Origin of the sequence: Halomonas sp. SL1, assembly GCF_003030865.2 — a bacterium.
Classification (GTDB): Bacteria; Pseudomonadota; Gammaproteobacteria; order Pseudomonadales; family Halomonadaceae; genus Halomonas; species Halomonas halophila.
Map to the genome: position 1 here is coordinate 268,945 of NZ_PYUQ02000011.1, position 16,380 is coordinate 285,324.

A 16,380-nucleotide genomic window follows, 5' to 3' on the forward strand; every position below is an offset into this window, starting at 1 on the left:
TCGAGCTTCGAGTTAAACCTCGATCTCGGCGAGGTTGCCGTAATCCTCGAGCCAGCTCTTGCGGTCGGAGGCGCGTTTGCGGGCCAGCAGCATGTCCATCATCTCGAGGGTGCCGTCGCCCTCCTCCCGGGTCAGCTGCACCAGCCGGCGGGTATCGGCGGCCATGGTGGTCTCGCGCAGCTGCAGTGGGCTCATCTCGCCGAGGCCCTTGAAGCGCTGCACGTTGGGCGTGCCGCGCTTGCCTTCGAGGCGCTTGAGGATCGCCGCCTTCTCGCTCTCGTCCAGGGCGTAGAAGACCTCCTTGCCGAGGTCGATGCGGTACAGCGGCGGCATGGCGACGAAGACGTGGCCGGCATCGACCAGCGCCGGGAAGTGGCGCACGAACAGCGCACACAGCAGCGTGGCGATGTGCAGGCCGTCGGAATCGGCGTCGGCGAGGATGCAGATCTTGTGATAGCGCAGCTTGCCCAGATCGTCGCTGCCCGGGTCCATGCCGACCGCCACGGCGATGTCGTGGACTTCCTGGGAGCCGTAGATGTCGTGGGACTCCACCTCCCAGGTGTTCAGGATCTTGCCGCGCAGCGGCAGGATGGCCTGGGTATCGCGGTCGCGGGCCTGCTTGGCGCTGCCGCCGGCCGAGTCGCCCTCGACCAGGAACAGCTCGCTGGCCGCCGGATCCTGGCCGGAACAGTCGGCCAGCTTGCCGGGCAGCGCGGGGCCGGAGGTGACCTTCTTGCGCGCTACCTTCTTGGCGCTCTTCTGACGACGCTGGGCGGCGCTGATGACGAGCTCGGCCAGCGCCTCGGCCTGGTCGACGTGGTGGTTGAGCCACAGCGAGAAGGCGTCCTTGACCACCCCGGAGACGAAGCCCGCCACGGTACGCGACGACAGTCGCTCCTTGGTCTGGCCGGCGAACTGCGGGTCGAGCATCTTCACCGAGAGCACGAAGGAGACTCGCTCCCACAGGTCTTCGGCGGTCAGCTTGACGCCGCGCGGCAGCAGGCTTCGGTAGTCGCAGAACTCGCGCAGCGCCTCGAGCAGCCCGGCCCGCAGGCCGTTGACGTGGGTGCCGCCCTGGGGCGTGGGGATCAGGTTGACGTAGCTCTCGAGCAGCGGCTCGCCGCCCTCCGGCAGCCACTGCACGGCCCAGTCGACGCCGTGCTCCTCGTCGGCGAAGTGGCCGACGAAGGGCGAGGCCGGCAGCACCTCATAGCCGTCGGTGGCCTGTGCCAGGTAATCGCGCAGACCGTCCTCGAACTGCCACACGCTCCGGGTGCCGTCGGCCTCGGTCAGCGAGACCTCGAGCCCCGGGCACAGCACCGCCTTGGCGCGCAGCAGGTGCTTGAGCCGCGACAGCGACAGCTTCGGCGAGTCGAAGTAGCTGGCCTCCGGCCAGAAGCGCAGGATGGTGCCGGTAGCGCGCTTGGCGGCGCTGCCGATCACCTCCAGCGGCGAGGCCAGCTCGCCGTGCTCGAAGGCCATGCCGTGGCGCTCCCCGCCCTTGAGCACCTCGACCTCGAGGCGCTTGGAGAGCGCGTTGACCACCGAGACGCCGACCCCGTGCAGGCCGCCCGAGAAGCGGTAGCTCGAGTTGGAGAACTTTCCGCCGGCGTGAAGCTTGGTCATGATCAGCTCGATGCCGGAGACGCCGTGCTCCGGGTGGATGTCGATGGGCATGCCACGCCCGTCGTCGCTGACCTCGACGCCGCCGTCCTCGAACAGCCGCACGCCGATCTTCTTTGCGTGGCCGGCCAGCGCCTCGTCGACGCTGTTGTCGATGACCTCCTGCACCAGATGGTTGGGGCGCGCGGTGTCGGTGTACATCCCGGGGCGCTTGCGCACCGGTTCGAGCCCGGCGAGCACCTCGATCGAGCTGGCACTGTATTGGGTCATGGCGTCGTCTGTGTCCTATGCATGTTCGAATCCGCACGCTCAGCCGCGGGGCGCCACCCGCCCGGCTTCCAGGGCATGGCCGCCCTGGGCGAAGATCGCCGGCAGGTAGTCGGCCAGCGTCGAGAAACCGTGATCGCCGCCGGGCTCGAGGATCGTCCGGGCGCCGCGATAGAGCGCGAAGGCGTCGGCGGCGTCCAGGGTCTCGTCGGTGGTGCCCAGCAGCAGCAGATAGCGTGCCGGCGTGACCCGCTCAACCGCCAGCGTCTCCAGCCCCCGCCGATGGGCGATGTCCACCGTGAAGCGCTGGCCGTGGTAGGGGTTGACGAAGACCTCGCCGATCCAGGCCTCGACCAGCCGCGCCGGCGCCACCGCCGGATTGATCAGCGCCGCCGGCAGATCATGGCGCTCGGCGAGCACCGTGGCCAGAAAGCCACCCAGTGAACTGCCGACCACCAGCGGCCGATCGCCCAGCTCACCGAGCCGGGCCTCGGCCGCTTCCAGGGCCCGCTCGGGGCGATGCGGCAGGTCCGGCGCGGCGCAGGGCAGGCCGAGCGTCTCGCAGGCCTCGCGCATCAGCGCCGCCTTGGGCGAGGCGGCGCCGCTGTTGAAGCCGTGCAGGTAGAGCACGCCGCTGGCCGGCTCGCGCGGCAGAGCGGCGCTCAGCATACCCGACCCCCTGTATAAATGGCCAGCCGATTTCCCGGTAAAGCCAGGCCGTCGACAGGCCTACGAGAGGCGCTGTAAACCCTTCCCTGGGCGCTACTTTTGCCTTCCTTGGCAAAAACCCTCTCTTCGACCTGTCCCCGGCACTCCCCAGCCGGGGCTGACACAGTATTCAGCCGGCTCACGCGTCCGCCCGGGGCTCAGCCGCCCAGACCGCCTCGATCAGGCCGCGGGTGGAGTCGTCCATGCCCTCGAGGCCGGCCTCGTGCTGGAGGATGCGCTGGGTCTCGCCGGCCAGGGTCTTGCCCAGCTCCACGCCCCACTGGTCGAAGGGATTGATGTCCCAGATCGTCGCCTGCACGAACACCTTGTGCTCATAGAGCGCGACCAGCGCGCCCAGGGTCCGGGGCGTGAGGCGGTCGAGCAGCAGGGTGCTGGAGGGCTGGTTGCCGCGGTAGCGACGGTGGCACGGGCGCGGGCCGTCTTCCGCCACCGCGGCGTCGCCGAGCATCAGCGCCCGGGACTGGGCGAAGCAGTTGGCCAGCGTCAGACGGTGCTGGCCCATCAGGTGGTCGCGGGTGGCCGGATCCGGCACGTCGTCGTAGCGCACCTTGGGCGCGATGAAATCGCACTCCACGGCCTGGGTGCCCTGGTGCAGCAGCTGATAGAAGGCGTGCTGGGCGTTGGGCCCGAGCTGGCCCCACAGCACCGGGCAGGTGGAGTAGCTCACGCTCTCGCCGTCGTGGGTCACCGATTTGCCGTTGGACTCCATCTCCAGCTGCTCGAGGTAGGCGGCGAAATACTCGAGCCGGCCGTCGTAGGGCAGGATGGAGTGGGCGCGGATGTCGAGGAAGTTGACGTTCCAGATGCCAGCCAGTGCCAGCAGTACCGGCAGGTTGTCGGCAAGCTCCGCCTCGCGGAAGTGGCGATCCATCTCGTGGGCGCCGGCCAGCAGGCCGCGGAAGTGCTCCATGCCCACCACCAGGGCAATGGGCAGGCCGATGGCGCCCCACAGCGAGTAGCGCCCGCCGACCCATTCCCAGAACTCCAGCTGGTGATCGTCGGCGATGCCCCATTCGCTCATCTTCTCGGGGCTCGCCGAGACGCCGATGAAGTGCTGGCGCATCAGCAGCGCCTCGTCGACGCCCTCCTGGCGAGCGCCGCCCAGCAGCCGCGCCTTGAGCCAGTCCCGCGCGGTGCGCGCATTGGACAGGGTATCGATGGTGGTGAAGGACTTCGACGACAGCACGAACAGCGTGGTCTCGGGATTCAGCCGCGCCAGATAGTCGGCCAGCTGGGAGCCGTCCATGGTCGAGGCGAAGTGCACGTCGATGTGCTGCTCGACGTCGGGACGATAGTCGGCCAGGGCATGGGTGACCATCAGCGGCCCCAGATCGGAGCCGCCGACCCCGAGGTTGACCACGTCGCGGATCGGCTTGCCGGTGGCGCCGCGCCACTGGCCGTTGTGGAAGCGCTCGACCATGGCCTCCATGCGATCCAGGGTAGCGTGGACCGAGGCGACCAGATCCTGGCCCTCGACCTCGAGGCGGGCGTCGGCGGGCAGGCGCAGGGCGGTGTGCAGCGCCGGGCGGTCCTCGCTGCGATTGACGCGCTCGCCGGCCAGCAGGCCGCGGATCGCCTCGGGCACGTCGGCCTCGCGGGCCAGGTCGAGCAGCAGCTCGAGGGTCTGGTCGGTCCAACGCTGCTTGGAAAGGTCGAGGGTCAGACCCGCGGCGCTACGGCCGAAGGTCTCGTAGCGGCTCGGCTGCTCGTCGAAGAGGTCGCGCAGGTGCCGGCGCCCCATGCCCGCGGCATGCTCGGCGAGGGCACACCAGGCCCTCTGCTGATCGATGGGGGTATGGCTCATGGAATTTCTCCTGGACATCCTGTCGTGTAGCCGACAACAGGGGAGTAGAATGTCGGGCTTCCAGCCCATGAATCCCTGCGATATGAGTGACGCATCTTACCGTGACGCCATCTTTTCCACACCCCTGGACCGGGTGGCGCGCTTTTCGTTCGACGAGCGGGTGGTCTCCTGCTTCCCCGACATGATCCGGCGTTCGGTGCCGGGCTATGGCCAGATCCTGGCCATGCTCGGCCCGCTGGCCCGGCGACACCTGCGTCACGGCGGCCACGTCTATGACCTGGGCTGCTCGCTGGGCGCCTCCGGACTCGCCCTGGCCGGTCAGCTGCCGCCGGCGGCCTTTCGCTATACCGGGGTAGACCTGTCCCCGGCCATGGTCGAGCGCGCCCGCGAGACGCTGGCCACCGAGAGCCCGGATCACGACCTGACGGTGATCGAGGGCGATATCCGCGTCCTCGACTACGCGCCGTCGGGGATGATCCTGCTCAACTTCACCCTGCAGTTCCTGGCGCCGGAAGATCGCGACGCCGTGATCGCCCGGCTCTATGAGGCCCTGGAGCCCGGCGGCGTGCTGGTGCTCTCGGAGAAGATCAAGGCCGCCGACGAGCAGGAGAACGCCTGGCTGGTGGAGCGCTACCACGACTTCAAGCGCGCCAACGGCTACAGCGACCTGGAAATCAGCCAGAAGCGCACCGCGCTGGAGAACGTGCTGGTGCCGGACACCCTGGACGCGCACAAGGAGCGGCTGGCCCGCGCCGGCTTCTCGCGCTCGCTGGTGTGGTTCCAGTACCTGAACTTCGCCTCGCTGATCGCCTTCAAGGAAGACTGACGTGCCGATTCCCGATGCCCATCGCCCGCTCTACCGGGCCTTCCTCGATCAGGGGCTCGACACCTGGCTGGCCCGGCTGCCCGAGCAGCTGGCCCGCGGCCTCGACCGCTCGCGCTTCGGCGACCTGCCGGCCTGGGAGAAGGCGGTGGCCAAGCTGCCGCCGCTGCCGGAACGGCGCGAGGTGCGCCTCGACGCCGACCACGTCACGGTGGACGCCGAGCTGGACGCCTCGCGCCGCCGCCAGAGCGAGAGCCTGCTGCGCGTGCTGGCGCCGTGGCGCAAGGGGCCGTACAAGCTCGGCGGCGTGACCATCGACACCGAATGGCGCTCCGACTGGAAATGGCAGCGGGTGGCGCCGCACCTGGCGCCGCTGGCCGGCCGGCGGGTGCTCGACGTGGGCGGCGGCAACGGCTATCACGCCTGGCGCATGGCCGGCGACGGCGCCGGCTTCGTGCTGGTGATCGACCCCTCGCCGCGCTTCTACTGGCAGTTCCAGGCGGTGCGCCACTTCGTCGGCGACGCCGATGACGGTGCGGTTCACTTCCTGCCGGTGGGCATCGAGGACGTGCCTGAGGCGCTGGCCATCTTCGACACCGTGTTCTCGATGGGCGTGCTCTACCACCGCCCCTCGCCGCTGGAGCATCTGGCCCAGCTCAAGGCCGCGCTGCGCCCAGGCGGCGAGCTGGTGCTGGAGACCCTGGTGGTCGAGGGCGACGCCACCACGGTGCTGCTGCCGGGCGACCGCTACGCCGCCATGCCCAACGTCTACTTCCTGCCCTCCTCCGCCGCGCTGTGCCAGTGGCTCGAGCGCGCTGGCTTCGACAACGTGCGGGTGGTCGACGAGGCCGACACCTCGCTGGACGAGCAGCGCACCACCGAGTGGATGACCTTCCAGTCGCTGGCCGACTTCCTCGACCCCGACGATCCGACCAGGACCCGCGAGGGCCACCCCGCGCCGCGCCGCGCGGTGCTGGTCGCCAACCGGCCACGCTGATACCGCTTTCGGCTGCCGCCATGGGGTCAGACCCCGGCGGCGGCGATACGGCGGGCGAAGTGCACCATGACGGGCCTGGCGGCTTGGCCGGGGTCTGACCCCATAAAAGCCCGTGCCTTCATGCCCTGAAAGCAACGAGGCCCCGTCGCTTGCGCGATGGGGCCTCGTGTTATCCGCAGGGCGGATCAGGGCATCAACGGCCGAGCAGCTGGCTGATGTCCTTGGCCTCCCAGTGCGGGAAGTACTTGCGCACCAGGGCGTTGAGCTCGACCTCGAAGCCGGCCCAGTCGACATCGCCCGCGGCCACGCTGCCGGCCTCGGCAGCGCCGCGGATCATGCCCGCGCCCACGGTGATGTTGGACAGCCGGTCGATGACGATGAAGCTGCCGGTGCCCGGGCTGCGGTCGTAGCTGTCGATCGGCACTTCGCCGGTCAGCGCCACGCGGCAGCGGGCGATGGCGTTGAGCTCCAGGCGCTCGGCCTGATGCTGCTCCAGGGTGTTGACGTCCACCTGGTAGTGAATGGTGTCGACGTTGCCCGCCACCGAGCGGCCGGCGAGGCGGATGTCGACCTGGCGACCCGGCTCGAGGGCCTGCTCGCTCATCCACACGATGTCGGCGTCGAAGGCCGCGGCCTCGGTCACCTCGGCATCGGCGGCCACGATCCAGTCGCCGCGGGAGATGTCGATCTCGTCGGCGAGGGTCACGGTGATCGCCTGCCCCGGGTAGGCGTCGTCCAGGTCGCCGTCGAAGGTGACGATGCGCTCGACCGTGGAGGTCTTGCCGGACGGCAGCACCTTGACCGCCTGGCCGGGGCGCAGCACGCCCGCTTCCAGGGTGCCGGCGTAGCCGCGGAAGTCCAGGTTCGGGCGGTTCACGTACTGCACCGGCAGGCGCAGGTCGGTGAGGTTGTGGTCGGCGCGGACCTCGACGCTCTCGAGCAGCTCGAGCAGCGCCGGGCCGTCGTACCAGCCCATGGTCTCGCTCTGGTTGACGACGTTGTCGCCCTTCAGCGCGGACAGCGGCACGAAGCGGATGTCGTCGGCGCCCAGCTGCTCGGCGAAGGCGCGGTACTCGGCGACGATCTCGTCGAAGCGCGCCTGGCTGTACTCGACCAGGTCCATCTTGTTGACCGCGATCACCAGGTGGCGGATGCCCACCAGGTCGGCGATGAAGCTGTGGCGCTTGGTCTGGGTCTGCACGCCGTAGCGGGCGTCGATCAGGATCACCGCCAGGCCGGCGGTGGACGCGCCGGTGGCCATGTTGCGGGTGTACTGCTCGTGGCCCGGGGTGTCGGCGATGATGAACTTGCGCTTGTCGGTGGAGAAGAAGCGATAGGCCACGTCGATGGTGATGCCCTGCTCCCGCTCGGACTGCAGGCCGTCGACCAGCAGCGCCAGATCCACCTCTTCCCCGGTGGTGCCGCTCTTCTTCGACGCCTGGGTGATGGCCGCCAGCTGATCGTCGAAGATCATCTTGGAGTCGTGCAGCAGCCGGCCGATCAGGGTCGACTTGCCGTCGTCGACGCTGCCGCAGGTGATGAAGCGCAGCAGGTCCTTGTTCTCGTGCTCGTGCAGGTACTGCTCGATGTTGTCGGCGATGAGTTCGGACTGATGTGACATGTTTAGAAATACCCCTCGCGCTTCTTCTTCTCCATCGAGCCGGCCTGGTCGTGGTCGATGGCGCGGCCGCTGCGCTCGCTGGTGCGGGTCAGCAGCATTTCCTGGATGATCTCGGGCAGCGTGGTGGCGGTGGACTCCACCGCGCCGGTCAGCGGGTAGCAGCCGAGCGTGCGGAAACGCACCCACTTCTCTTCCGGCACCTCGCCCTCCTCGAGCGGCAGGCGGTCGTCGTCGACCATGATCTGCATGCCGTCGCGCTCGACCACCGGACGCGGCGCGGAGAAGTACAGCGGCACGATCGGGATCGACTCGAGGTAGATGTACTGCCAGATGTCCAGCTCGGTCCAGTTGGAGAGCGGGAAGGCGCGGATCGACTCGCCCTTGTTGACGCGGGCGTTGTAGAGGTTCCACAGCTCGGGACGCTGGTTCTTCGGGTCCCAGCGGTGGTGCTTGTCGCGGAAGGAGAACACGCGCTCCTTGGCGCGGCTGGCCTCTTCGTCGCGGCGCGCGCCGCCGAAGGCGGCATCGAAGCCGTACTTGTCCAGCGCCTGCTTGAGCGACTGGGTCTTCATCACGTCGGTGTAGCCGCTGGAGCCGTGATCGAAGGGGTTGATGCCCGCCTCGACGCCTTCCTGGTTGATGTGCTCGATCAGCTCCATGCCGGATTCCGCGGCCATGCGGTCGCGGAACTCGATCATCTCGCGGAACTTCCAGGTGGTGTTGACGTGCATCAGCGGGAACGGCGGCGGCCCGGGATAGAAGGCCTTGCGCGCCAGGTGCAGCATCACCGAGGAGTCCTTGCCGATGGAGTAGAGCATCACCGGGTTGGCGAACTCGGCCGCCACCTCGCGGATGATGTGGATGGACTCGGCTTCCAGCTGCTGCAGATGCGTCAGCCGCCGCGGCGTCAGACCGGCAGCGGCACTGCTGCCTTCGGCCGTGACGGCACTCTCGCGTGTCGGTGCATGAAGACTGTTCATGGCCCGGCTACCTCGCATGACATGGGCGGAAAAAGGATCATGCGCCGCAGGTTACCGCCCAAGCAATAATAACGTAAAAGAATTAATATCTATCTTTTTAGACGCAAAAGCGCTATTGGCCTTTTCCCTCAGAGGTCGACGCGCTCGACCCAGGTGGAGAGGCCTTCCCGCGTCAGATCGATGACCCGGAAGCCGGGGCGCGAGGCCTCGTCCACGGCGAAGTCCTCGGCGCCGGGCAGGAACTGGTCGCTGGACGAGGGGCAACCGTAGACGGGCACGCCGCCAGCGCTCTCGGGGCCACGGCCGACGAAGGCCTGATGGATATGCCCGCAGATCACCGCCTCGACGTGCGCATGACCGGCCACGACGTCCCAGAAGGCGTCGGCGTCGGTCAGGCCGAGCGCGTCCATCCAGGCGGAGCCCACCGCCACCGGCGGATGATGCATGGCCACGAGCGTCGGCCGGTCGTCCTCGGCGAGACGCTCCGCCAGGGCCGTCAGCCGGGCCTCTCCGAGCTCGCCGGCCTCCTGACCGATGCGCTGGGTGTCGAGCAGCAGCAGGCGGCGCCGGCCCAAGTCCAGGGTCTCGTGGAAGGGCCGGCAGTCGGCCATCAGGCCGGGCTCGTCGTGATTGCCGGGCAGCCAGAACCAGGGGCACGCCAGCGGCGCCAGCAGTCGCTCTGCCTCGGCGTAGGAGGCGGCGGTGCGATCCTCGCTGATGTCGCCGGTCATCAGCACCATGTCGGGCCGCAGGCCGGCGGCGGCGGCCACCACGCGCTCGAGCTGGCGATGGGGCAGGCCGGTGCGCGAGCGCGCCTGGGCATCGGCGTGGAGATGACAGTCGGTGATCTGGATCAGTCGCATCGAGCCGGGGCGTCCTTGATGACGGCCCTCTGGCGGGGCCTTGGGAGTGGCAGAAGGTTCACGGGAGTTCGGGCAGGTCCATGGAGTGGCCGTGGGCCAGGCCGTGGTCGAGCCATTCGCCCAGGAAACGATTGAGCTGCAGCTTCTCGTCGGGCTGGTGCATGCGCGCGTTGGGATAGCGGTAGCGGCCATCGAAGTGGCGCTGGCGCTGGAAGTCGTTGACCTCGGCCATGCGCACGTCGTGATAGAGGTGCACACGCATGCGCGGCGATTCGAGCACGCCGTCGAGCACGCCCCGCTGGGAGACCCGCACGATGCTGGTGTAGGGCGCTCGCTCGAGGAGCTCCAGGCACAGCGCGCCGACTCGGCGCCCATGGCTGACCAGCTCCACCTCGCGCGTCTCGCCGACCTCCATGTCGCCCAGCAGACGGGTCAGCCGCACGTAGTTGGCGGTGCACTCGCCCTGCAGGGTCTTCAGGTCAGTCACATAGGCGTTTCTCGACACGCTACCTCCTCGCTCGCAATGAGGCCCGCTCCGCCGCCAGCCAGTGGAAGGCGATCAGGCACATGGCATTGTCGAGTCTTCCGGCCCGCATGAGTTCCCAGGCCCGGGCGAAGGGCATCACCTGCACGCGGATGTCCTCGTGCTCCTCGTCGAGGCCGTGAATGCCGCCCAGGCCCTGGCTGTCGATGAGCCCGCAGAACAGGGTGACCCGCTCGTCGCAGGCGCCCGGGCTCGGGTAGTAGGTATGCAGCTCGATCAGCTCGCCCACCGGGCAGCCGGCCTCTTCCTCGGCCTCGCGGCGGGCGACGTCGGCGCGGCACTCGCCGCGCTCGACCAGCCCCGCCACGATTTCCAGCTTCCAGGGCGAGGCAGGGTCGTCCAGGGCACCGGCGCGGAACTGCTCCACCAGCGCTACGGCGTCCCGCTCCACATCGTAGAGCAGCACGCCCACGGCGTCATGCCGGCGATGCACCTCGCGCACCACCGGAGCGCTCCAACCGCCCTCGAAGAGGCGGTGCCGAAGGTGCAGCTCCTCGAGCCGGAAGAAGCCCTGATGCAGGCAGCGCCGCTCGATCAGCTCCACGTCGCCGGCGTCGAAGGGGGCGGCGTCGAGGGCATCGGCGGCCTGGTGTGGATCGTGTTGCGACATGAGCCCTCCGATGATCGCGAAAGTGCTCATTATCCCGGCGTGGCGACGGCGTGCCAACCTCGCCGCCGGCCTCGCGCCCTACTCTTCGAGTCGAGCGACCATGGCCCTGGCCTCGTCACGCAGCGCCGCATCGGAGGCCTCACGCCCCTCGCGCAGGGGGCCATCGACGGCCCGCCGGGCATGCACCAGCGCCTCGGCTTCCCGTCCCTCACCCTCGAGGAAGGCGGCGTAGTAGAGGTGGACGTCGATGCCCTCGGGGCGGATCGCCTCGGCGCGCCGGAACATCCGCTCGGCGGTTTCCTCGTCGCCGAAGGCCACCGGCCAGCCCGGCGCACGATCGTAGAGCGCCCCGAGCGTCACATAGGCCGACCCCTGGAGCCCGCCGGGGGCCCGCTCGAGGGCCGACTCCAGCACCCGACGCGCCTCCTTGGCCGCCCCCAGGGCGTCGAGGCCGCTGCTTTCCCGGGCCAGGGATGCCAGGATGATGCCGCGCCACACGCTCGCCTCCGCCCTCTCGGGATGAGACTCGGCCAGGGTCTTCGCCTCCGCGGCGAGGGCCTCGAGGGCGTCGACGCGACGCGTCTCCGGCATGGCGGTGGTGGTGTGCTCCCAGCGGCTGCGCAGCGAGAACAGGTCGTCCTGCGGCGTCTGGGCCTGGAGCAGCGGGGCGAACGCGAGCCCCATCCCGAGAACGACGGTCGGCAGGCGGCGTGCAGACATGGCGCTTTCCTCATGCATTGTGGTTGTGATGGTCGAGGCGACACCACGAGAATGTAACGAACGTTTGAATCAGCCGCCAGTCTGGCCTCGACCGTGCCCTCGCCTCACAATGAAGGCCTTTGCTTCGCATCCCACAGGAGGGCGCTGCCGATGAAAGGCCGCAACATGACTCGCTGGCGCGATCCCGCCAAGGACCCGCGCCAGGAGCCCAAGAGCAACCTGATCACCGCCGAGGGCGCCGAGCGCCTGCGCGGCATCCTGGATCACCTGTCGCGGGTCAAGCGTCCCGCCCTCTCGACCAAGGTCGGCGAAGCCGCTGCCTTGGGCGATCGCAGCGAGAACGCCGACTACACCTACAACAAGAAGGAGCTCAACCGGGTGATCGCCCGGATCCGCTACCTGACCAAGCGGCTCGACGAACTCACGGTGGTGGACCGGCTGCCCGAGGACACCGAGCGGGTGTTCTTCGGCGCCTTCGTGACCCTGGAGGACGAGGACGGCGAGGAGATGCGCCTGCGCATCGTCGGCCACGACGAGACCGATACCGGCAAGCACTGGATCAGCGTCGACGCGCCGCTGGCCAAGGCCCTGCTCGGCCGCCCGCTGGACGACGAGGTGACGGTGGCCGCACCGGGCGGCGAGACCACCTACATCATCACCGAGATCGACTACCGCCAGCCTTAGCGGGAAGGCCGTCAAGCGCCCCGCGACGCGCCATGGCGACAGAAATAACATCTTGAAATTCAGTGACCTGTATTTATGGCACTTGCGGCATCGTCGCCACACGCCAACGCCTTGCGTCGCTCGAAGCGCGGCAGACACCCGACACGGCCCCATGCCATGAAACACAACCTCATGTTATGCAAGAAGAAACCTCATCAATGGCATGAGACTGGCTTGAGAGGAAGCAGACGAGCCCATCGGCTCGTGGTACGCCAAGCACGCATTCCAGGAGGATTCCCATGAAAACGCTGCTGAAGACGACCCTGCTCCCCCTCGCCCTGCTCGGTGCCGGCGCCGGCGCCGCCGTCGCCAACCCGCCGTCCTTCGATCGGCTGGATCTCAACGGTGACGGCATGCTGAGCGCCGAGGAAGCCCTCGCCGTGGACGGCATCGACCTCGAAACCGCGGATACCAACGGCGACGGCGCCCTCAGCCGCGAGGAATACGAGGCGGCGCGCCAGTCGCTGCCCGGCGGTGCCGACGGCAGCATGAACGGCTCGAGCGAGATGGGCGGCTCGGCCGGCCTGAGTGGCTCGGGAAGCATGACCGGCTCGGGTGACATGAGCGGCGCCGGCGAGATGAGCGGCTCCACGGAAATGAGCGGCTCCACGGAAATGAGCGGCTCCGCCGGTCAGTCCACCGCCCAGTAGGCCGCACGCCCGGCCCTCAGGCCCGTTCGACCCACGCCCGCCGGGGACGCCCGGCGGGCGTGGGCGGTATCGGGCACGAGCCACGATCAGACCCGGGCCGAATAGACCTTGAAGCGGCGGTCATCGGCGAGTACCTCGAAGCCGCCGAAGGCCCGCTCGAGCAGGTCGGGATAGGGCAGGAAGGCGTTCGCCACCAGCACCAGCCGCCCGCCAGGGCGCAGATGCCTGGGCGCCTCGGCGATCAGTCGCCCCGCCGGCCCGTAGTCGATGGCCCGCTCCTGATGGAAGGGCGGGTTGCTGACGATGGCATCGAAGCGCCGGGCGCCGCCGCGCCGCTCGCCCAGGCCGTCGAAGACATCGCCGGCCAGCACCTCGCCATCGAGTCCGTTGACGGCCAGGGTGCGCCGCGTGGCCTCGACCGCGAAGCCGTTGACGTCGACGGCGGTCACCCCGTGGCCGCGGTGCGCCAGCCAGGCGGCGAGAATGCCGTCGCCGCAGCCCAGGTCCAGCACCTCGCCCGTCGCCGGCAATGCCGCGGGCAGCTGCTCGAGCAACAGCCGGGTGCCGTCGTCCAGCTTGCCGTGGCCGAACACGCCGGGATGGCTGGCCAGCGTCAGGCGCTCGCTGCCGATCTCCGCCTCGAACGAGGTCCAGGCCACATCGGGTTCGAGGGCGACGCGGTCGAGGCTGGAGGCGAACAGGGTGCAGCGTCGCGCGCTGTCGACCTTGCGGCATCCCAGGCCCAGCGCCGCCAGCACCTTGAGCACCCGCTTGATACCGCCCTGATTCTCTCCGACCACCTGCAGCGGCGTGCCCGCCGGCAGCCGCGCGCACAGCCACAGCAGCCACCACTCGCCCAGGGCGTGGGCCTTGGGCCAGAACAGCACCACGCCTGGCGGTGCCGGGGCGTCGTCGTCGAAGGGCGAGAGCGCCGGGCGACCGCGCTGGCGCCAGGCCGCCAGCACCGCCTGATCGGCGGCCAGCAGCACGCCCTCGCCGCCCTCCAGCCAGGCATCGCGAGGCGGCGCCACCCACAGCCAGCCGCGGTAGTCGGCGTCCTGGCGCTGCAGCAGCTGGCAGACGGGGGTCTCGGCATTCATCGCACGGGCTCCTCGGGGCGAATCAGGGTGTAGAGCAGATAGCGGCCCAGCCGCCAGTGGGGATCGATGCGGCAGTACTGCCATTCCAGCGCCAGCAGGTCGCGGCGCTCGGCCTCGGTCTGCGGCGGCTGGCGCAGGTAGTCGTGGAAGACGCGCACGCCGGCCGTGGCGTGCACCTCGAGACCCAGCTCCGCGGCCCAGGTCACGATCTGGTCGTGGGTCAGCGGCGAGATGGGCGTCAGGCGCTTGCGCTGCCCCTTGCCCTCCAGGCGGTCGGCCAGGGCCTTCTCGAGGTTGCCCTTGACCACGTTGGAGAGCCTGAGCGCATCACGATTGAAGACCATCAGCGACAGCTGGCCGCCGGGGGCCAGCAGGCCGGCCAGGGTGGCCAGCGCCGCCCGCGGGTCGCCCAGCCACTCCAGCACCGCGTGACAGGTGATCAGCGGCCAGGGGCCCGGGGCCGCCTCGGTCAGCGCCTGCAGCGGCGCCTCGACGAAACGCACCGGACGACCGGCCAGCGCTTCCCGGGCGCGCTCGCGCATCTCGGCGGCGGGCTCGCACAGGGTCACGTCATGGCCGCGCTCGGCGAGCCAGCCGGCCAGCTGACCGAGCCCGCCGCCGACCTCCAGCGCCGGCTGGCCGTGCAGATCGAGCATCTCGGGCAGCAGGCGGTCGAGCAGCGCCAGGCGCAGCTCGCCGCGCAGGCCACCGTAGAGGCTGGCTGCGAACTTGTCGGCCAGGCCATCGAAGTGGCGGTCTCCCGCCGGGGAAAGAAAAGGCTCGGGCATGCCACGTCATCCGCATGAGTGATGCCGGCATTCTACCCGGGAAGGCGCCGCCACGGCACCGCTGCGACGGGTTTATCTCGCCCGCTCAGGCGCTTATACTAGCGCTCGTTTCGCCCCTATAGCTCAGCTGGATAGAGCGTCCCCCTCCTAAGGGGAAGGTCTCAGGTTCGAATCCTGATGGGGGCGCCACGCCTTCCTCCCCTCTTCATTTCTCTCGACACGTCCTGCTATCGACAAGATGCCCGTGCTGCTCGCCGGTAAAACCGTGCGCTTCTCGACAGTCACGCCGATGATCTCGACCGCCGACGCCACAGCGCCGACGGCCGGCAAGACGATTCAGCCCTCGCGGCCCAGACGGTCGTGGCCGTTGCCGAGGAACGGATAGTCCGTATAGCCCTCCAGGCCACCACCGTAGAAGGTGTCGGGATTGGGCTCGTTCCAGGCCGCTCCAGTACGAATGCGCTCGACCAGGTCGGGGTTGGCGATATAGGGCCGGCCGATCGCTACGGCGTCGGCGATGCCCGCCTCGATCAGGCGCTCGGCGCGCTCGGCGTCGTAGTGGCCGCAGAAGATCAGGCTGCCGGAGAAACGCTCGCGCATGCTGCGGCGGAAGTCGTCGGTGAACTGGATCTCGCCGCCGGCCCAGTCGGGCTCGTTGAGGTGCAGGTAGGCAATGCCACGGGCGGAGAGCTGCTCGGCCAGATAGTGCGCCATGGCCTCGGACTCGTCATCGGTGAGGCCGAACAGTTCGATGAAGGGCGTCAGGCGCACGCCGACGCGCTGCGGACCGACTTCCTCGGCCACGGCGTCGATGACCTCCAGCGGGAAGCGGGCCCGGTTCTCGAGCGTGCCACCGTAGCGGTCGGTGCGATGGTTGGTGCCGGTGGCCAGGAACTGGTTGAGCAGGTAGGCGTTGGCCGCATGCACCTCGACCATGTCGAAGCCGGCGCGATCGGCGCGGCGTGCCGCCTGGCGATAGTCCTCGACGATGCCCGGCAGCTCATCGATCTCGAGCGCCCGGGGCGTGCTGGTGGGATGGCGGCCGGCGCTGCCGTCCGGAAACTCGACGAAACACTGCGCGCCTTCGGCGTCGAGCGCGCTGGGCGCCACCGGGGCCTGGCCGTCCGGCTGCACCCATTCGTGGGAGACCCGGCCGACGTGCCACAGCTGCAGCGCGATGCGCCCGCCCTTGGCATGCACCGCCTGGACGACGCCCTTCCAGCCGGCTTCCTGCTCGTCGGTCCAGATGCCCGGCGTGTAGACGTAGCCGCGCGCCGTGGGTGAGATATTGGTCGCCTCGCTGATGATCATCCCGGCCCCGGCACGCTGACCGTAGTAGGCCTGCTGCGCCTCGCCGGGCACGCTGTCCGGCGTACGGGCGCGAGTCAGCGGCGCCATGAGGAGGCGGTTGGGCAGCGTCAGCTCGCCGAGGCGAAACGGGGTCAACAGGGTATCGACGGACATGTCGCGTCTCCTTGCACAGAATCTGGTGATCTGAGCGATCTCTCATCAGCATGCAGATCGAGAGCCGCATCAGC

At 69.2% G+C, this 16,380-nt stretch carries 16 protein-coding genes and 1 tRNA gene; 5 read left to right on the forward strand and 12 right to left on the reverse strand.

Going from position 1 to position 16,380, the window contains the following annotated elements:
• Window positions 1-12: 12 nt before the first annotated feature.
• From parE to pgi, 3 genes are all read right to left on the reverse strand, one after another.
• Entirely contained in the window at window positions 13-1,893 is a 1,881-nt protein-coding gene (gene parE, locus C9J49_RS05315; RefSeq protein WP_107182280.1) for a DNA topoisomerase IV subunit B, read from the reverse strand.
• A 39-nt stretch (window positions 1,894-1,932) separates the two neighbouring features.
• Window positions 1,933-2,559, reverse strand: coding sequence for a YqiA/YcfP family alpha/beta fold hydrolase (locus tag C9J49_RS05320; protein ID WP_107182279.1), 627 nt, complete (start codon window positions 2,557-2,559; stop codon window positions 1,933-1,935).
• Window positions 2,560-2,737: 178 nt separating this feature from the next.
• Window positions 2,738-4,423 (reverse strand): glucose-6-phosphate isomerase, encoded by a 1,686-nt coding sequence (gene pgi / locus C9J49_RS05325; protein WP_107182278.1) that lies wholly within the window; start codon window positions 4,421-4,423, stop codon window positions 2,738-2,740.
• Between the two features lie 82 nt (window positions 4,424-4,505).
• Between pgi and cmoA the strand changes: the two genes are divergently transcribed.
• Both cmoA and cmoB read left to right on the forward strand, forming a co-directional pair.
• Complete coding sequence (cmoA, locus tag C9J49_RS05330) at window positions 4,506-5,249, forward strand: carboxy-S-adenosyl-L-methionine synthase CmoA (RefSeq protein WP_046080386.1); 744 nt, start codon at window positions 4,506-4,508, stop codon at window positions 5,247-5,249.
• 1 nt (window position 5,250) lies between these two features.
• A complete protein-coding gene (cmoB, locus tag C9J49_RS05335; RefSeq protein ID WP_107182277.1) occupies window positions 5,251-6,243 on the forward strand; it encodes a tRNA 5-methoxyuridine(34)/uridine 5-oxyacetic acid(34) synthase CmoB in 993 nt (330 codons plus the stop codon).
• A gap of 193 nt (window positions 6,244-6,436) precedes the next feature.
• Here the strand turns inward: cmoB and cysN are convergent, their stop codons facing one another.
• The 6 genes from cysN to C9J49_RS05365 form a co-directional block, all read right to left on the reverse strand.
• A complete protein-coding gene (cysN, locus tag C9J49_RS05340; RefSeq protein ID WP_046079188.1) occupies window positions 6,437-7,864 on the reverse strand; it encodes a sulfate adenylyltransferase subunit CysN in 1,428 nt (475 codons plus the stop codon).
• A 2-nt stretch (window positions 7,865-7,866) separates the two neighbouring features.
• A complete protein-coding gene (gene cysD, locus C9J49_RS05345; RefSeq protein WP_081945790.1) occupies window positions 7,867-8,844 on the reverse strand; it encodes a sulfate adenylyltransferase subunit CysD in 978 nt (325 codons plus the stop codon).
• A gap of 128 nt (window positions 8,845-8,972) precedes the next feature.
• Window positions 8,973-9,707 carry a metallophosphoesterase gene (locus C9J49_RS05350; protein ID WP_046079189.1) on the reverse strand — a complete coding sequence of 245 codons (735 nt, stop codon included), beginning with the start codon at window positions 9,705-9,707 and terminating at the stop codon, window positions 8,973-8,975.
• Between the two features lie 58 nt (window positions 9,708-9,765).
• Window positions 9,766-10,212, reverse strand: a complete 447-nt coding sequence (locus tag C9J49_RS05355) for a DUF1249 domain-containing protein (RefSeq protein ID WP_035594237.1) — start codon at window positions 10,210-10,212, stop codon at window positions 9,766-9,768.
• A 1-nt stretch (window position 10,213) separates the two neighbouring features.
• On the reverse strand, window positions 10,214-10,861 hold the full coding sequence (locus tag C9J49_RS05360) for an NUDIX domain-containing protein (RefSeq protein WP_237022353.1): 648 nt from the start codon (window positions 10,859-10,861) through the stop codon (window positions 10,214-10,216).
• A gap of 78 nt (window positions 10,862-10,939) precedes the next feature.
• Window positions 10,940-11,581, reverse strand: a complete 642-nt coding sequence (locus tag C9J49_RS05365; RefSeq protein ID WP_046079191.1) for a hypothetical protein — start codon at window positions 11,579-11,581, stop codon at window positions 10,940-10,942.
• A 150-nt stretch (window positions 11,582-11,731) separates the two neighbouring features.
• Here C9J49_RS05365 and greB point away from each other — a divergent pair, with 150 nt between their 5' ends.
• Both greB and C9J49_RS05375 read left to right on the forward strand, forming a co-directional pair.
• Window positions 11,732-12,265: a transcription elongation factor GreB gene (gene greB, locus C9J49_RS05370; RefSeq protein WP_082090894.1), complete on the forward strand. Its 534-nt coding sequence runs from the start codon at window positions 11,732-11,734 to the stop codon at window positions 12,263-12,265.
• 278 nt (window positions 12,266-12,543) lie between these two features.
• Window positions 12,544-12,954 carry an EF-hand domain-containing protein gene (locus tag C9J49_RS05375; protein WP_107182276.1) on the forward strand — a complete coding sequence of 137 codons (411 nt, stop codon included), beginning with the start codon at window positions 12,544-12,546 and terminating at the stop codon, window positions 12,952-12,954.
• Window positions 12,955-13,040: 86 nt separating this feature from the next.
• On the opposite strand, the gene C9J49_RS05380 is transcribed toward C9J49_RS05375, so the two are convergent.
• Window positions 13,041-14,054 carry a class I SAM-dependent methyltransferase gene (locus C9J49_RS05380; protein ID WP_107182275.1) on the reverse strand — a complete coding sequence of 338 codons (1,014 nt, stop codon included), beginning with the start codon at window positions 14,052-14,054 and terminating at the stop codon, window positions 13,041-13,043.
• A complete protein-coding gene (locus C9J49_RS05385; RefSeq protein WP_107182274.1) occupies window positions 14,051-14,842 on the reverse strand; it encodes a methyltransferase domain-containing protein in 792 nt (263 codons plus the stop codon). Before C9J49_RS05385 ends, C9J49_RS05380 begins: the two co-directional genes overlap by 4 nt.
• A 112-nt stretch (window positions 14,843-14,954) precedes the next feature.
• Here C9J49_RS05385 and C9J49_RS05390 point away from each other — a divergent pair.
• Window positions 14,955-15,031 (forward strand) — tRNA-Arg (locus C9J49_RS05390).
• A gap of 147 nt (window positions 15,032-15,178) precedes the next feature.
• Here the strand turns inward: C9J49_RS05390 and C9J49_RS05395 are convergent.
• Window positions 15,179-16,306: an alkene reductase gene (locus tag C9J49_RS05395; RefSeq protein WP_107182273.1), complete on the reverse strand. Its 1,128-nt coding sequence runs from the start codon at window positions 16,304-16,306 to the stop codon at window positions 15,179-15,181.
• Window positions 16,307-16,380: the final 74 nt, after the last annotated feature.

Bases quoted from the DNA above. Each gene is read 5' to 3' on its own strand.
- parE (WP_107182280.1), bottom strand. From the start codon at position 1,893: ATGACCCAATACAGTGCCAGCTCGATCGAGGTGCTCGCCGGGCTCGAA.
- C9J49_RS05320 (WP_107182279.1), bottom strand. From the start codon at position 2,559: ATGCTGAGCGCCGCTCTGCCGCGCGAGCCGGCCAGCGGCGTGCTCTAC.
- pgi (WP_107182278.1), bottom strand. From the start codon at position 4,423: ATGAGCCATACCCCCATCGATCAGCAGAGGGCCTGGTGTGCCCTCGCC.
- cmoA (WP_046080386.1), top strand. From the start codon at position 4,506: ATGAGTGACGCATCTTACCGTGACGCCATCTTTTCCACACCCCTGGAC.
- cysN (WP_046079188.1), bottom strand. From the start codon at position 7,864: ATGTCACATCAGTCCGAACTCATCGCCGACAACATCGAGCAGTACCTG.
- cysD (WP_081945790.1), bottom strand. From the start codon at position 8,844: ATGAACAGTCTTCATGCACCGACACGCGAGAGTGCCGTCACGGCCGAA.
- C9J49_RS05350 (WP_046079189.1), bottom strand. From the start codon at position 9,707: ATGCGACTGATCCAGATCACCGACTGTCATCTCCACGCCGATGCCCAG.
- C9J49_RS05360 (WP_237022353.1), bottom strand. From the start codon at position 10,861: ATGTCGCAACACGATCCACACCAGGCCGCCGATGCCCTCGACGCCGCC.
- C9J49_RS05365 (WP_046079191.1), bottom strand. From the start codon at position 11,581: ATGTCTGCACGCCGCCTGCCGACCGTCGTTCTCGGGATGGGGCTCGCG.
- greB (WP_082090894.1), top strand. From the start codon at position 11,732: ATGAAAGGCCGCAACATGACTCGCTGGCGCGATCCCGCCAAGGACCCG.
- C9J49_RS05375 (WP_107182276.1), top strand. From the start codon at position 12,544: ATGAAAACGCTGCTGAAGACGACCCTGCTCCCCCTCGCCCTGCTCGGT.
- C9J49_RS05380 (WP_107182275.1), bottom strand. From the start codon at position 14,054: ATGAATGCCGAGACCCCCGTCTGCCAGCTGCTGCAGCGCCAGGACGCC.
- C9J49_RS05385 (WP_107182274.1), bottom strand. From the start codon at position 14,842: ATGCCCGAGCCTTTTCTTTCCCCGGCGGGAGACCGCCACTTCGATGGC.
- C9J49_RS05395 (WP_107182273.1), bottom strand. From the start codon at position 16,306: ATGTCCGTCGATACCCTGTTGACCCCGTTTCGCCTCGGCGAGCTGACG.